The sequence below is a fragment of the Streptomyces sp. NBC_01320 genome (assembly GCF_035974375.1).
GTDB lineage: Bacteria > Actinomycetota > Actinomycetes > Streptomycetales > Streptomycetaceae > Streptomyces > Streptomyces yanii.
Genome location: NZ_CP108390.1, coordinates 2429965 through 2444548, shown reverse-complemented (window position 1 = coordinate 2444548; position 14584 = coordinate 2429965). Strand labels below are relative to the sequence as shown.

Annotated in this window: 14 protein-coding genes; 9 read left to right on the top strand and 5 right to left on the bottom strand. The window is 71.8% G+C overall.

The window, feature by feature from the left end; all coding sequences use genetic code 11:
- Positions 1 to 121: 121 nt before the first annotated feature.
- From OG395_RS11490 to OG395_RS11480, 3 genes are read right to left on the bottom strand one after another with little or no spacing between them, the layout of a single operon-like run.
- Positions 122 to 1558, bottom strand: a complete 1437-nt coding sequence (locus tag OG395_RS11490) for a lipase maturation factor family protein (RefSeq protein WP_327242813.1) — start codon at positions 1556 to 1558, stop codon at positions 122 to 124.
- A 37-nt stretch (positions 1559 to 1595) separates the two neighbouring features.
- On the bottom strand, positions 1596 to 2105 hold the full coding sequence (locus tag OG395_RS11485; protein WP_327242812.1) for a DUF1990 family protein: 510 nt from the start codon (positions 2103 to 2105) through the stop codon (positions 1596 to 1598).
- On the bottom strand, positions 2102 to 3016 hold the full coding sequence (locus tag OG395_RS11480) for a YndJ family protein (RefSeq protein WP_327242811.1): 915 nt from the start codon (positions 3014 to 3016) through the stop codon (positions 2102 to 2104). The genes OG395_RS11485 and OG395_RS11480 overlap by 4 nt, the downstream gene beginning before the upstream one ends.
- A 131-nt stretch (positions 3017 to 3147) precedes the next feature.
- On the opposite strand from OG395_RS11480, the gene OG395_RS11475 reads away from it, so the two are divergent.
- Entirely contained in the window at positions 3148 to 3600 is a 453-nt protein-coding gene (locus OG395_RS11475) for a hypothetical protein (RefSeq protein ID WP_327242810.1), read from the top strand.
- A 23-nt stretch (positions 3601 to 3623) separates the two neighbouring features.
- On the opposite strand, the gene OG395_RS11470 is transcribed toward OG395_RS11475, so the two are convergent.
- Complete coding sequence (locus tag OG395_RS11470; protein WP_327242809.1) at positions 3624 to 5048, bottom strand: sensor histidine kinase; 1425 nt, start codon at positions 5046 to 5048, stop codon at positions 3624 to 3626.
- On the bottom strand, positions 5045 to 5782 hold the full coding sequence (locus OG395_RS11465; protein WP_327242808.1) for a response regulator transcription factor: 738 nt from the start codon (positions 5780 to 5782) through the stop codon (positions 5045 to 5047). The genes OG395_RS11470 and OG395_RS11465 overlap by 4 nt, the downstream gene beginning before the upstream one ends.
- A gap of 197 nt (positions 5783 to 5979) precedes the next feature.
- Here OG395_RS11465 and OG395_RS11460 point away from each other — a divergent pair, with 197 nt between their 5' ends.
- The 8 genes from OG395_RS11460 (at position 5980) to OG395_RS11425 (ending at position 14565) form a co-directional block, all read left to right on the top strand.
- Positions 5980 to 7332 carry a ferredoxin reductase family protein gene (locus tag OG395_RS11460; RefSeq protein WP_327242807.1) on the top strand — a complete coding sequence of 451 codons (1353 nt, stop codon included), beginning with the start codon at positions 5980 to 5982 and terminating at the stop codon, positions 7330 to 7332.
- A 23-nt stretch (positions 7333 to 7355) separates the two neighbouring features.
- Positions 7356 to 7796 (top strand): FMN-binding protein, encoded by a 441-nt coding sequence (locus OG395_RS11455; RefSeq protein WP_327242806.1) that lies wholly within the window; start codon positions 7356 to 7358, stop codon positions 7794 to 7796.
- Between the two features lie 34 nt (positions 7797 to 7830).
- The gene (locus tag OG395_RS11450) at positions 7831 to 8544 is read left to right on the top strand and encodes an FAD:protein FMN transferase (RefSeq protein ID WP_327249311.1); all 714 of its coding nucleotides are present in this window, start codon (positions 7831 to 7833) and stop codon (positions 8542 to 8544) included.
- Positions 8545 to 8653: 109 nt separating this feature from the next.
- Entirely contained in the window at positions 8654 to 10720 is a 2067-nt protein-coding gene (locus tag OG395_RS11445) for a SpoIIE family protein phosphatase (RefSeq protein ID WP_327242805.1), read from the top strand.
- A 160-nt stretch (positions 10721 to 10880) separates the two neighbouring features.
- Complete coding sequence (locus tag OG395_RS11440) at positions 10881 to 12287, top strand: wax ester/triacylglycerol synthase family O-acyltransferase (RefSeq protein ID WP_327242804.1); 1407 nt, start codon at positions 10881 to 10883, stop codon at positions 12285 to 12287.
- Positions 12288 to 12411: 124 nt separating this feature from the next.
- Positions 12412 to 13401, top strand: coding sequence for an aldo/keto reductase (locus OG395_RS11435; protein WP_327242803.1), 990 nt, complete (start codon positions 12412 to 12414; stop codon positions 13399 to 13401).
- Positions 13398 to 13709: an L-rhamnose mutarotase gene (locus OG395_RS11430; protein WP_327242802.1), complete on the top strand. Its 312-nt coding sequence runs from the start codon at positions 13398 to 13400 to the stop codon at positions 13707 to 13709. Before OG395_RS11435 ends, OG395_RS11430 begins: the two co-directional genes overlap by 4 nt.
- Position 13710: 1 nt before the next feature.
- Positions 13711 to 14565: an amidohydrolase family protein gene (locus tag OG395_RS11425; protein ID WP_327242801.1), complete on the top strand. Its 855-nt coding sequence runs from the start codon at positions 13711 to 13713 to the stop codon at positions 14563 to 14565.
- Positions 14566 to 14584: the final 19 nt, after the last annotated feature.

Here is a 14584-nt window from a genome sequence, read left to right as displayed (position 1 = left end):
TGGTGATGCCCGTCAGCCAGGGAGCCCCGGCCTTCCGACACCACGGAAGTACGGGGCTCCGGCGTGTTCCGGCCCGGTCACCGCACCGGGCGGAGCCCACGTGGGCCTGGGGCCCGGGTCCTCAAGGGGGCGTGGTCGGGCTGATGCGGGCGGGGGCGAGGGCCACCGGTCTGATGAATTCCCGCACATAGGTGCGGTGCCACCAGTTCCCGGTGGCACGCAGCTCGCGCCAGGTCGTGTACCGGTAGCGGTAGACCCTGGCGCGGATGTGCGTGGGCGGGTTGCCGGGGAACGGGTTGTGGCGCAGCAGCCGCAGTGTGTCCCGGTCGTTCTCCAGCAACCGTTCCAGGAACGGTCCGAACCAGGGATGGGCGTACGCGGGAGAGAGCGCCGCGAACCACATCAGCCAGTCCAGGCGCAGGTGATACGGAGCGAACTGGCGCGGCAGCCTCCGCGGATCGCCCGGCTTGCCGCGGAAGCCGTACTCCTGCCAGACGGTGTCGGGGTGGAGGACCGTCTCGTCGGTGCCCTCGACCGCGATCTCGAGCCGGACCCGGCTGATGCTGCCGAACGCGCCGTACGTGTTGACGAGATGCAACGGGTCGAACGAACGGTTCATCACCTGGCGGCGGGAGATCAGATTGCGCGCCGGACGGTAGCTGAGGGCGACCACCAGCGCGGTGACGGCGATGACCACCACCTCGTACCAGAGCGGCGGCGCCGACTGCGCGGGCTGCGCAACGAACAGAGACCAGTCGACGGCGGACAGGGCGAGAGCGATGGTCACCCAGTTCAGCCAGGCGAAGTTCCCGGAGAGGACCAGCCACAACTGGGTGACGATCATCAGCCCCGCGGCCGCGCTCGCCACCGGCTGCGGGGTGAAGAGCAATATCGGGACGAGGAGTTGGGTGACGTGGTTGGCCGCCACCTCCACCCGGTGGACGGGCCGGGGCAGCCGGTGGAAGAACCAGCTCAGTGGTCCCGGCATCGGCTGGGTCTCATGGTGGAAATACAGACAGGTCAGCTTGCGCCAGCACTCGTCGCCCCGGATCTTGATCAGCCCTGCGCCGAACTCGACCCGGAACAGCACCCAGCGCAGCAGCCACAGCACGAGTACCGGCGGCGCCGTGTCCGCGTTGCCGAGAAAGACGGCGAGGAAGCCGGTCTCCAGGAGCAGCGACTCCCACCCGAAGGCGTACCAGAGCTGGCCGACCTGGACGATCGACAGATACAACGCCCAGGGCAGCAGCCACAGCAGCATCGCCGCCCAGAGCGGAACGTACGAATCCACCCCGGCGATCAGCGCGACCGCGAGCGCGCAGCCGGTCCAGGTGACCGCCGCGAAGAACCGGTCGGAGTAGTGGAGCCGGAAGAGACCGGGAGCGAGCCGCCAGTCCGTTCGCCGAAGGAACTCGGGCACGGGCAGCATGCCACGTTCGCCGATCAGCGCCCTGAACTGGAGGGCGGCGGCGAGAAACCCGACCAGATAGATGCAGGCGAGAGTCCGCTGGAAGATCAGCCGGCTGAGCCAGTAGCCATCTGCGGTGAACCATTCCATCACTTCCAGTATCGACGCTGCCGAGCGACTGAGCGCTTCAGCCCTCCGACACGATCCGTCCCAGCGTGGTGCCGAGCCGGCGTGCGTACCACCGCTGGAGCACCGGCACGAGGGGGCCCGCAACCCTGCTGTACCACCGGGCCGGGCGGGAGAACGCCAGCACGGTGAACCACACCGTGCCGTCGTCCGCCAGCTCCACCACGAAGCACTCCTCGCCGCGCTCGGGGTGCCGGTGCCGGGTCCCGTACGCGAAGCCGATGCGCTCCTTCTCGTACGCGGTCCAGACGACTTCGCACGGCGCGGCGAACCGGAACGGACCGAGCCCGATCGACACCCGCACGGAGGTCCCGGGCTCCGCGCGGGCCGTCGACGCCCGCACCCGGGTGCCGGAGGTGCGGTGCATGCGCCAGCCGGTGACGGCTGCGCCCGCCGCTTCGAAGTCGGCCCGCCCGCGACCCACCGCGACCCGGTGGTGGAGATGGTGGTAGCCGTCGGGGAGCGGGCCGAGCCGGGTGGCCCCGACCTCCGGGTACGTGAGGGTGCTCATGACGTCCTGCCTCCGTGGTCGGTGGGAAATGGGTCGGTGAGAAACGGGACGGTGCGGGTCGGGGCAGTACGGGCGGAGCCGGCGCCGTTCCGGAGCCTCTGCCAGGCGAGCACCGAGCAGAGCGCGAAGCCCAGCGCGTTGCCGAGGCCGTGCGTGGCGGCCATCCAGGTCGGCGTGGGGTGGGGCAGTCCGGTCGCCTCACCGAGCGCCCAGCTCAGCGCGAGCACCATCGTCACCACGAGGACGGCGGCCGAGGTGCCGAACAGCACCCGGGTGACCCGGTCCCGCCCGCGGCCACGGATCGTGCGCCAGGTCAGCAGAGCGACGGTCCACATCCCAGCTGTCAGAACGACTGCCCCCGCCAGCTCCGCCCAGTCCCCGATGAAGTATCCGGCGAGGACCAGCAGGGTGCCGAGCGGCACGCTCAGCGCGGCGAACCGGCCTCCGGGACTGTCCGTGACCCGGCAGACGAGCCCGGAGACCAGGGCGGCGGCGAATCCGGCGAAGTGGAAGTGCGGCACGGTCAGGGCGAGGATGCCGAGCCCGAAGCCGAAGAGGGTGTGCCCGGAGCGCTCGGCGACCAGGGCGAGAGCGGCGACCGACGGCGTGACCAGGGCGGTGAGCAGCGCGATCTCGGCGGGTGCGGCGCGGTGGGTTGTGGTGGACCTGACCATACGGAGCAGGCGGGGCGGCGCGTGCAGGGCGAGGAGCGCGGCCCCGAGTGCGTAGCAGGCGGCGAGAGCTGTCGCGGGGCTGCCGCGCGGCAGCCAGAGAGAGATGGCGCCGGGTGCGGCGAAGAGCGGCCACAGGCGGCGGATCCGGTCGAGCTCGGGCGCGCAGGTCAGGTGCAGACCGGCGGGAAGGACGACCAGCATGCCCAGCATCACGATCGTGTCGACCAGTACGGACATGCCGCAGCCCCCGCCTTGAACGCGTTCAAGTAGCTTTCCGTGCCGACCCTAGAGGCTTTCTTGAACGCGTTCAAGGCGACGGCGGCGGGGAGCAGGTGACCGGGCTCGCCGCAGGAGGCAGGATGTCCCGCATGGAGATCATTCCCGGACGCGGCGTCGACCTCGTCAAGATCGGTGATCCGCGTGCCCAGGTCGAGGAGCGCGTGGGGCAGCCGCACCACGGGCCCGGCGGTGACCGCGCCGTCTACGCCACCTCGCCCACGCTGGTGATCACCTACGCGGCGGACGACACGGTCGAACTCGTGGAGATCGCCCACCACGGCGGCATCGACGATGCCGAAGCCCGCTACGACGGCGTCCGGCTGACCCACCGATTCCTCGATGACGTCGTTGCCGAGCTCCACGCCAAGGGATACACGAGCACCCCCTCCAGCATCGGCCACGACTTCCACGTCGGCTTCGCCGTCTGGTCCATGCACTCACTGAGCGCGGGAGACCTCGATCCGGCCGCCTCGGAGGACGACGAGCGGGCCGTCGCGGAGGGCGTGTCCGTGGCGCCGTACGCCTACTTCGACGAGGGATAGCGGGGGCGGGCGAGGATCCTGGGTCAGCGCGGGAGGGACACCCGGAATGCCGTGTGTCCCGGCCGGCTCACGACATCGGCCGTGCCGCCGTGGGCGGTGACCACCGCGCGCACGATGGCCAGGCCGAGTCCGGTGCTGCCGGTGGCCCTTGAGCGGCTGGGGTCGGTGCGGACGAAGCGCCCGAAGATCTCCGGCAGCAGCGCGTCGGGGATGCCCGGCCCGTTGTCCGTGACGGTCAGCCGGACCTCGGCGGCCTCCGCGCGGAGCCGCACCGTCACCTCCGTACCGTCAGGGGTGTGTACCCGGGCGTTGGCGAGGAGATTGCCGATCACCTGCTGGAGACGGTGCGCGTCGCCGGTGACGGTCACGGGTTCCTCGGGGAGGTCGAGGAGCCAGCGGTGGCCGGGACTCGCGGCCCGTGCGTCGTCGGTCGCGTCGAGTACGAGGAGGGTCAGATCGACCGGTTCGTGGTCGAGCTCGCGCCCCGCGTCGAGGCGGGCGAGCAGCAGCAGATCGTCGACCAGGCGGCTCATCCGCCCGGACTCCGACTGAATACGTTCCAGGGCGTGCCGGACCTCGGCGGGCACGGGGCCGTGGTGGCGCAGGGCGAGTTCGGCGTGGCCACGGATGTTGGCGACGGGTGTGCGCAGCTCGTGGCTGGCGTCGGCGGCGAAGTGCCGCAGCCGTTCCTCGCTCGCCTGCCGCCGGGCGAGCGCGTCCCCGATGTGTCCGAGCATGCGGTTCAACGCGGTGCCGACCTGCCCGACCTCGGTGCGAGGATCGGTGACGGGCAGCGGGTCGGGCATGGCGACCTCGCCACTGGCCAGCGGCAGCCGGGCCACGCCGACCGCCTGCTGCGTGACGCGCCGCAGGGGGCGCAGGGAGACCCGCACCCACAGGGCTCCGGCGACCCCGGTGGCGAGCAGGGCCGCGCCGAACACGACCCCCTCGACCGCTTCGAGCCGATGCAGGGTCTCTTCCACGGGGTGCAGCGGCAGTCCGGTGATCAGCACGTCCCGGTCGTCGCCGGCGACGGCCGCGACCCGGTAGCCACCGAGCGCGGAGAGCCGAACGCTCCGGCCCTCCCCGTCGTCGGGCACGGCCGCGAGCGTGCGCCGGTCGTCGGCGGTCAACGGCACCTTGCGGACGTTCTGCTCATCGACCACGGCGGCCTGGGTCACCCGGCCGTTCAGCAGCCTGGCGCCGAAGGTGGAGTCGGCCTGGCCCCGCGAGTCGGGGCGGTTGTCGGCGTCCCGCGCGGCTTCGTGCTCCAGGCTGGCAGGAAACCTGCCGCCGGCCGCCGTCAGTTGCTGGTCCAGGCGGCGCACCAGGAAGCCCTGGAGGGCGAAGGCGGTGGTGAGTCCGACCGCGAGACATGCGGCGGCGAGCAGCAGGACGAGCCCGGTGGTGAGCTGCCCCCGCAGCGTGTGCGGCGGCGGCCGCCTCATGACGGATCCGGTTTCAGGACGTACCCCAGTCCGCGCACTGTATGGATCATGGGAGTGCGGCCCGCGTCGATCTTCTTGCGGAGATAGCTGATGTACAGCTCGACGACATGGGCGCGGCCGCCGAAATCGTATGCCCAGACCCGGTCGAGGATCTGTTCCTTGGACAGCACCCGGCGCGGATTGCGCATCAGGAAGCGCAGCAGCTCGAACTCGGTGCGGGACAGCTCGACGACGGCGCCGCCGCGTCGGACCTCCCTGGCCTCCTCGTCCATGGTGAGCTCGCCGACCGTCAGCCGGTGCCGGCCCGGCGCACTGGCCATCCCGGCCCGCCGCAGCAGCCCGCGCAGGCGGGCGAGGACCTCCTCCAAGCTGAACGGCTTGGTCACGTAGTCGTCGCCGCCCGCCGTGATCCCGGCGATACGGTCCTCCACAGCATCGCGGGCGGTCAGGAACAGCACGCACACCTCACGGGCCTCGCGGCGCAGCTCCCGCAGCACGCGCAGCCCGTCCATGTCGGGCAGCATCCAGTCCAGCACGACGGCGTCCGGCAGGAACTCGCGCGCCGCGGCCAGGGCGGAGGCGCCGTCCGCGGCCGTACGGACCTGCCAGCCCTCGCCGGTCAGTGCTCCGGCCAGCACCTCGGTCAGATCGGGTTCGTCGTCGATGACCAGCACCCGCACCGGGCCTCCGTCGGGGCGATGCAGGGGGGGTGGCTGTGTGCGGTGGTTGTCCATGGTCTGTCCAGCATCCCCCGACGCAGACGGCGGCGGGGCTCCGGGGACCTCTGAGTTCCCTCTGAGTTGCCTCTGAGTTGCCGCCGGAATCCCGGCGGACCGGGGGGGCCGGCCGCCCATTCAGAAGGTACGCAGAGGATGCGCTGCGAGGCTTGCCGCCAGTGACCGCCCGAGCGGTCCGTTACGAGGGGAGCTCCATGACCACCACAGTCCCCGCCTCGCCGTATGCGAGCAAGGGCACCCGCCACCGCCTCCCGCCGCGCAGCGCGGCCCCGCATCTTGTGTCCGCTGTCATTTACGCGGGGGCCGTGGCCGTGCTCGCCCTGTGGTGGAGTGACACGTCGGCCGTTGTCGGCATGGCGGGCTGGCTGACCAACGCCGGGCGCATCACCGGGCTGCTGGCCGGGTACGCGTGCGCGGTCCTGGTGGTGCTGATGGCCCGCATCCCCCTGCTGGACCACAGCATCGGAACCGACCGGCTGGCGCGCCTGCACGCCCTCGGCGGCCGGTGGACCGTCTCCCTGGCCCTGGCCCACACCCTTCTGGTCATCTGGGGTTACTCCCTCAGCGCCCACACGGACCTGGTGAGCCAGACCTCCGTCCTGGTCCTTCACTACCCGGACCTCCTCAAGGGCACCGTGGGCTTCCTGCTCCTCCTCCTCACGGGCGCCGTCTCCGCCCGCGCCGCCCGCCGCAGGATGAGCTACGAGACCTGGCACTACCTTCACTTCGCCACCTATATGGCGATCTTTCTCGCCTTCGGCCATCAGCTCTCCAACGGCGCCGACTTCGTCGGCAACCGACCCGCGCAGCTGGCGTGGTACGCCCTCTACCTGGGCGCCGCCGCCCTGATCGTCTGGTACCGGTTCGTGGTCCCGGTACGGCGCGCGCTGAGGCACCGGCTGACCGTGACCGCCGTGTACGCCGAAGCCCCCGGCGTCGTCTCCGTACACCTCACCGGCGAGCACCTGGACGAGCTGGGGGCCGAGCCGGGGCAGTTCTTCCGCTGGCGCTTCCTCACCCCGGGCCTGTGGTGGACCGCCAACCCGTACTCGCTCTCCGCGCCCGCCCACCCCCGCCATCTGCGGATCACCGTCAAGGCCGACGGCGCCCACAGCGCCGCGCTGGCGCGTCTCGCACCCGGCACCCGGGTCTGGGCCGAGGGACCGTACGGGAGCTTCACCGCGCGCCGTCGTACCGCCCGCCAGGTGCTGCTGCTGGCCGGCGGGGTCGGCATCACTCCGCTGCGGACCCTCTTCGAGACGCTTCCGGGACCGGTGACGCTCGTCTACCGCGCCCGACGGGCCGAGGACCTGGCACTGCGCGCCGAGCTGGACGCCATCGCCGCCCACCGCCGCACCACGGTCCACTACGTCGTCGACGGGGGTTCCCCGCTGACCGCACCGGCTCTCAGCCGTCTGGTCCCCGGACTGGCCGCGCACGACGTCTACCTCTGCGGTCCGCCCGGCATGACCGAGGCGGCGATCCGCGCCCTGCGCGACGCCGGAGTGCCGCGCCGCCGCATCCACCACGAGTCGTTCGCGTTCTGATGAGTGCCCCGAGGAGAACCAGCATGCGCCGAGCCGTCCTCACCACCACCGGCACCAGTGCCCTGGTCGTGGCCCTGCTGTCCCTGAAACCGCACCAACCGCCCGGTCTCCTCGACGCGGTCGGGCGGCCGGCGACCACGGCCTCCCCGCGCACGTCCACCGGCGCCCCGCCCGGCACCGCCGCCGCGACGGGCACGTTCAACGGCGACACGGTCGACACGCGGTACGGACCGGTACAGGTCGCCGCGACCCTCGTCAAGGGGAAGCTCACCGCCGTGCGGGTGCTCCGGGCGCCCGATGAGAACGGCCGCGATCAGGAGATCGCCGCGTTCGCGCTGCCCCGGCTCACCCAGGAGGCGCTGGGTGCCCAGAGCGCGGACATCGACTCCGTCTCCGGAGCCAGCTACACCAGTCAGGGCTATATGGAGTCCCTGCAGAGCGCATTGGACCGGGCCGGTGGCTGATCGCGGGCAGGGGCTGCGCCATGTCGAGCACGTGATGGGCACGGTGTTCTCCTTCGACATCAGGGACCGGCCCACCCCTGCGATCCGTCGCGCCCTCGACGATGCGGTGCGCGGGCTGCACCACGTCGACGCGGTGTTCTCCACCTACCGTCCGGACAGTGCCATCAGCCGGCTGGGCTGCGGCGAGTCCGGGCTCGGCACGTGTCCGGCCGAGGTCCGTGAGGTCCTGGACCTGTGCGGCGATGTCACCCGGGTCAGCCGTGGCTGGTTCAGTGCCACACCCGGCGGTGTCCTCGACCCCTCCGGGCTGGTCAAGGGGTGGGCGGTCGAGGCCGCCTCGCAGCTGCTGTACGAGAGCGGCGCGCACAACACCTGTGTGAACGGCGGCGGCGACCTTCAGCTGCGTGGCGAGGCCGCCCCCGGCGCCCCTTGGCGGATCGGTGTCGCCCACCCCCTGCGCCGCGGGACGCTGGCCACCGTGGTGACCGGGCGCGATCTGGCAGTCGCCACCTCCGGAACGGCCGAACGCGGCGCGCACATCCTCGACCCGCACACCGGTACACCGGCCCTGGGCCTTGCATCGATCACCGTGGTCGGGCAGGCGCTGACCCTGACGGACGCCTTTGCCACGGCTGCGTTCGCCATGGGCGGTGGAGCACGCGGCTGGCTGGAGTCGCTGGACGGGTACGAGGCGCTCGCCGTCACACCCGACGGCCGTGAGTGGCGCACCAGCGGATTCGGCTGGTAGCCGCGGCAACCACTTGTGGGCCCAGGCCTGTTTACGGAAGCGCTTCGCCCTGCCGTCCGTCGGACGGGATCGTTCGAGGAATCGGGCAATCAATGGCAAAGTGTCCCACATGGACGATCGGGTGGCGGGTGCCCTGTCACTCCCGGATGACTGGCCCGCCCACCCGGATCTCAGCCTCGCCCTGAACCGTATGGGCAGCTTCGACTGGGACCTCGACAGCGGACTCATGCACATGGACCGGCCCGCGCTCGACGTGTTCGACCTGCGGGCCGATGAATACGGCAACCGGCCGGAGAGCCTCTCCCCACGTGTGCCGCCGGACGAGAGGGTGCGCCTCGATGCGCTGGTCTCGCAGGCACTCAAGAGCGGAGAGAGCAACTACGGCGCGTACTTCCGGATCCTTCGGCGCGACGGCACGATGCGCTGGACCCACACCCAGGGCTTCATCCGCCGTGACGTGACCGGCCGCCCGCGCCGGATCATCGGCATAGTCAGGGACGCCACCCAAGAGCTGGCCGATTCCACAGTCCGCCACGAGCAGGACGAGGAGCGGCGCCGGCGCACGAGGCTGGTGGAGGGCGCCACGGCCGCCCTGGCCCACGCCCGCACCGTCAGGGACGTCATCGACGTACTCAAGCACTCCCAGGGGCTGGTCCTGCTCGGAGCCACCAGCCTCGTCATGGGGTTGATCGAGGCGGGGCGCATCCATCTGGTGGCCGACGGGCCCGAGGGGTCCTTCGTGCCGGGCACCCGGTACACCCGTACGGACGAGCCGTACCCGATGAGTGAAGTGGTCCGCACCCTCGCGCCCCGCTTCATCGAGTCCGCCGAGGACTTCGCCACCTCGTACCCGATCCTGTGGCCGCACATCAGTGACCTCGGCATCACCTCCGCCGCCTATCTGCCGCTGATCGCCCAGGCCCGCCCCATCGGCGCCCTCGGACTCCTCTACGGCGACAAGGACGGCTTCACCGGCGACGAACGCAATCTGCTGGTCGCCCTCGGCAGCTCCATCGCCCAGAGCCTGCAGCGGGCCATGCTCTACGAGCAGGAGCACGACCTCGCCGAGGGGCTCCAGCAGGCCATGCTGCCACGCCGGGTCCCGGATGTGCCGGGCGCGCAGATCGCCGTCAGGTACCGCTCGGCGAGGCTCGGTCGGGACATCGGGGGCGACTGGTACGACGTCATTTTGCTGCCCGGCGGCCGGGTGGGCGCCGTCATCGGCGACGTCCAGGGCCACGACACGGACGCGGCGGCGGTCATGGGACAGCTGCGCATCGTCCTGCGGGCCTACGCCGCCGAGGGGCACAGCCCGGCCGCAGTCATGGCCCGCGCCTCCGTCTTCCTCCATGAGCTCGACACCGACCGCTTCGCGACCTGCACCTACGCCGAGGTCGACCTGACCACCGGGGTGGTGCAGCTCGTCCGGGCGGGGCATGTCGAGCCGCTGGTACGCGACGTCGACGGCAGCTGCCGCAGGCTGCCCGCCGAGGGAGGGCTGCCGCTGGGGCTCTCGGCCGAGTTCGGCCGGCTCGAATACCCGGTCAGCACCGTCGAGCTGGACCCCGGCCAGACGATGGTGCTGTACACCGACGGCCTGGTGGAGCTGCCGGGCGCCGATCTCGACGAGGGCATGCAGCTACTCACCTCCGTGATCCGGGGCGGATCACGGGACCTCCAGAGGCTGGCCGACCAGCTGTGCGAAACGGTCGACGAGCGAGGCGGCGAGGACGACGTGGCGGTCCTGCTGCTGCGCCGCAAGGCCACCCACGCGCCGCAGCCCGGCGGCCGGCTCCAGCAGCATGTCGCCCAGAACGATCCGGAGGCGCTGAGCTCGGCCCGGCACATGATCCGCGCGGCGGTGCGGGCCTGGGGCGCGAAGGACCGGGCGGACGAGGCCGAGCTGGCCGCCGATGAACTGATCACCAACGCGCTGATGCACACCGACGGCGGGGCGATTGTCACCGTCCGGGTGCTCGCCGGGCCCGAACGGCGGCTGCGGGTCGATGTCGAGGACCGGTCGAGCGCGCTGCCGCGCCCTCGTGACGCGGGGGTGTCCGGCGTCTCCGGGCGTGGGCTGATGCTGGTGGACCGGCTGACGGACGCCTGGGGGGTGGAGTCCCGCGGCAGCGGCAAGTGCGTGTGGTGCGAGTTCATCGTCCCGGGGCGCGAGTGACATGTGGCGAGGATTGACACCGATGGGCGTGATGCGGACTACCCGACAGTAACAGAAAGTAACATGTATGTACTTGACCGTAACCGATCGCGGGCGATTGACTGCGACTGCGGCAGTCGTTGACTCCGGCAATCTTTGTCTTCGATGACATGAGGAACCGTTGGGCACTGAACTACTGGCACCTCTCGATCTGGCTTTCTGGCACCTCGAAACCGATGCGCACCCCATGCACCTCGGCGCGCTCGCCGTCTTCTCGCCGGCGCCCGCCCCGGCGCCGGGCGTCACCGCGGACGCCGTGGTGGAGCTGCTCGGCGCCCGCGCCGCGGCGATCCCACGGCTGCGGATGCGCGTACGGGACGTCCTGCTGCCGGTCGGCGGCGCCGCCTGGTCCGCCGACAAGGACTTCGACGTCTTCCGTCACGTCCAACGCGTGCTGCTGCCCCGGGACGACGAGTCGCCGGACGGCGGCTTCATGGCTGGGGCCACCCGGCTTGCCGGCGAGCTGATGGAGCGGCCGCTGGAGCGGGGGCTGCCGCCCTGGGAGATGTACGTCATCTCCGGTGCCGACGAGGGTCCCTTCGCCGTGCTCGTCAAGCTTCACCACGCGCTCGCCGACGGCATGCGCGCCGTGGCCATCGGCGCCGGGATCTTCGACGAGATCGCCTCCCTCGGAGCCCGCGCCCGCGGCGGTGCGAGCGCCCGTCGGGCACGCCCGGTCCCGCCCCGCTCGTGGATGCCTGGGCCGCGCCAGGTGGCCGGATTCGCGCTGGGCCGGATCGAGGACCTCTCGCGGGCGTTCGGGGTCGGTGCCTCCGTCGTGCGGGCCAGCCGCCTCGATCTGCGCGGCGCCCCCGCGCTCACCGCGATCTCCAGCGGCACCCGGCGGCTGGCCACCGCGGAGTTGGACGGCGAGTCCGTCCACCGGATCCGCCGGGTCGCGGGCGGGACCACCAACGACGTCCTGCTCGGCGTCGTCGCCGGAGCGCTCCGCCGCTGGATGGTGGAGCGCGGCGAGCAGCTGCCGGTCGCCGACCCGCGCGCCCTCGTGCCGGTCTCCCGGCGCAGGCCCGGCACCGGCGCAGCCTCCGGAAACCGGCTCTCCGCCTATCTGGTCGGGCTCCCCGTCTCCGAGTCCGACCCCTGGGAGCGGCTGCGCCTCGTCCGCACCGCCATGAACCGCAACAAGGCCGCCGGACCACTGCGGGGTGCGGGCGCCGTCGCGGTGCTCGCCGATCAACTGCCCTCACTGGCCCACCGATTCGGCGCCCCGCTCGCCGGCAGCGCCGCCAGGATGCTCTTCGACGTGCTGGTCACCAGCGTGCCACTGCCGCGCTCGGCGCTCTCGCTGGGTGGCTGCCCGCTGCGGGCCGTCTACCCGATGGCGCCGCTGGCGCGCGGGCAGTCACTGGCCATCGCCCTGTCCACGTACGGCGGCCGGGTGCAGATCGGCCTGGTGGCCGACGGCAAGGCGGTCCCCGACCTGGAGCGACTGGCCCGTTGCGCGGAGGACGAGCTGCGCGAGCTGCTCGCCCTGCTGCCGGTCGCACAACCCTCCCAACGGTCCTGATAGATCGGACAGATTTTGGCGGCGGCGTGGTATTTCGTGGGGCCAAGGGTGTTGACGTGCCGAAGTGATCCGATGAATATTCGTTGTGCAGGAATTAACGATCATCGGTGAGGGCGGCAGCGGCATGCGGCGAAACAGGCTGGGAACCAGTGCGGTGGAGGTGACCGAGCTGTCGTTCGGGGCCGCCGCCATCGGCAACCTCTTCCGTGAGGTCGACCCCGCCCAGGCCGCGGCCGCCGTGGACGCCGCCTGGGACGAGGGCGTCCGCTACTTCGACACGGCACCGCACTACGGGCTCGGCCTCTCCGAACGCAGGCTGGGCGCGGCCCTGCGTCACCGGCCGCGCGACTCCTACGTGGTCTCCACCAAGGTCGGCCGGCTGCTCGACCCACTCCCGGCCGGCCCGATCGCCTCGTACGACGGCCTCTCCGAAGGCTTCGCCGTGCCCGCCACCCACCGCCGCCGCTGGGACTTCAGCGCCGACGGCGTACGCCGCAGCATCGAGGACAGCCTCGAACGGCTCGGTCTCGACCGCATCGACATCGCCTACCTGCACGACCCGGACGACCACGCCGAAGCCGCCTTCCGTGAGGCCTACCCGGCCCTGGAGAAGCTGCGCGCGGAAGGCGTCGTCGGAGCCATCGGCGCAGGCATGAACCAGACCGCGATGCTCACCCGCTTCCTCCGCGACACCGACGTGGACACCGTCCTCTGCGCGGGGCGCTACACCCTGCTCGACCAGTCCGCGCTCGCCGAGCTGCTGCCCGAGGCGACCGCACGCGGCCGCAGCGTCGTCGTCGGCGGAGTCTTCAACTCCGGGCTGCTCGCCGACCCGCGCCCCGGTGCGACCTACGACTACGCGGCCGCCCCGCTGACCCTTCTCGACCGGGCCCTGCGCATGAAGGCCGTCGCCGAGGGCCACGGCGTACCGCTGCGCGCCGCCGCCCTGCACTACCCGCTCGCCCACCCCGCCGTCGCCACGGTGCTCGTCGGCACCCGCTCGCCCGACGAGATGCGCGACGCCGCCGACCTGCTCTCCCGCGAGGTCCCCGACGCCCTCTGGGACGAACTGCGCGCCGAGGGCCTGCTCACCGAGGACGGACACCGGCCATGAGAATCGCCCTGCACACCAAGGTCCGCGCCGACCGGATCGAGGAGTACGAGGCGGCGCACCGCGAAGTTCCCACGGAGCTCACCGCGGCGATCCGCGCTGCGGGCGCCACCTCCTGGACGATCTGGCGCAGCGGCACCGAGCTGTTCCACGTCATCGAGTGCGAGGACTACGCCCGGCTCCTCGCCGAGCTCGAGCAGCTGCCCGTCAACGTCGCCTGGCAGGCCCGGATGGACGAACTCTTCGACGTGGCCCACGACTACTCGTCGGACGGCGCCGAAGCCGGTCTCCCCGTCGCCTGGGAGCTGTGACATGACCGGCCGGCAACGGATCGTCGACGCCCACCACCACGTGTGGGACCTGTCGGTACGCGACCAGGAGTGGATCAACGGCGAGGAACTGGCCCCGCTCCGGCGCACCTTCACCCTGACCGACCTGGAGCCCGAGGCCCGCGCCGCCGGGGTGTACGCCACGGTCCTCGTCCAGACCGTCACCGTCCCCGAGGAGACCCCCGAGTTCCTCGCCCTCGCCGACGACAACGACCTCGTCGCGGGGGTCGTCGGCTGGACCGACCTCACCGCGCCCGGCATTGCCGACACCCTCGCCGCCCTGCGCGAACTCCCCGGTGGCGACCGGCTCGTAGCCATCCGCCACCAGGTCCAGGGCGAACCCGACCCCGAGTGGCTGCTGCGCCCCGAGGTGCAGCGCGGACTGTCCGCCGTGGCCGCCGCCGGACTCGTCTACGACCTGGTCGTCCAGCCCCACCAGCTGCCCGCAACCGTCAGGGCCGCCGCGCTGCTGCCGGAACTCACCTTCGTACTCGACCATGCGGGCAAGCCGCCCATCGCCACCCGGAGCCTGCACCCCTGGGCGGAAGACGTCCGGGCGCTGGCCGACCGGCCCAACACCGTCTGCAAACTCTCCGGCCTGGTGACCGAGGCAGACCTGCGCTCCTGGACGGTCGACGACCTCCGCCCGTACTCCGACACCGTCCTCGACGCCTTCGGGCCCGACCGCCTGATGTTCGGCTCCGACTGGCCGGTCTGCCGGCTCGCGGCGAGTTATACGGAGGTCGTCGACGCCGCACGCGCCCTCACCGAGGGACTGGGCGCGGACGAGCGGTCGGCGGTCTTCGCGACCACCGCGGAGCGGACCTACAGGCTCTGAGGGCGGTGGCAGGGCGCAG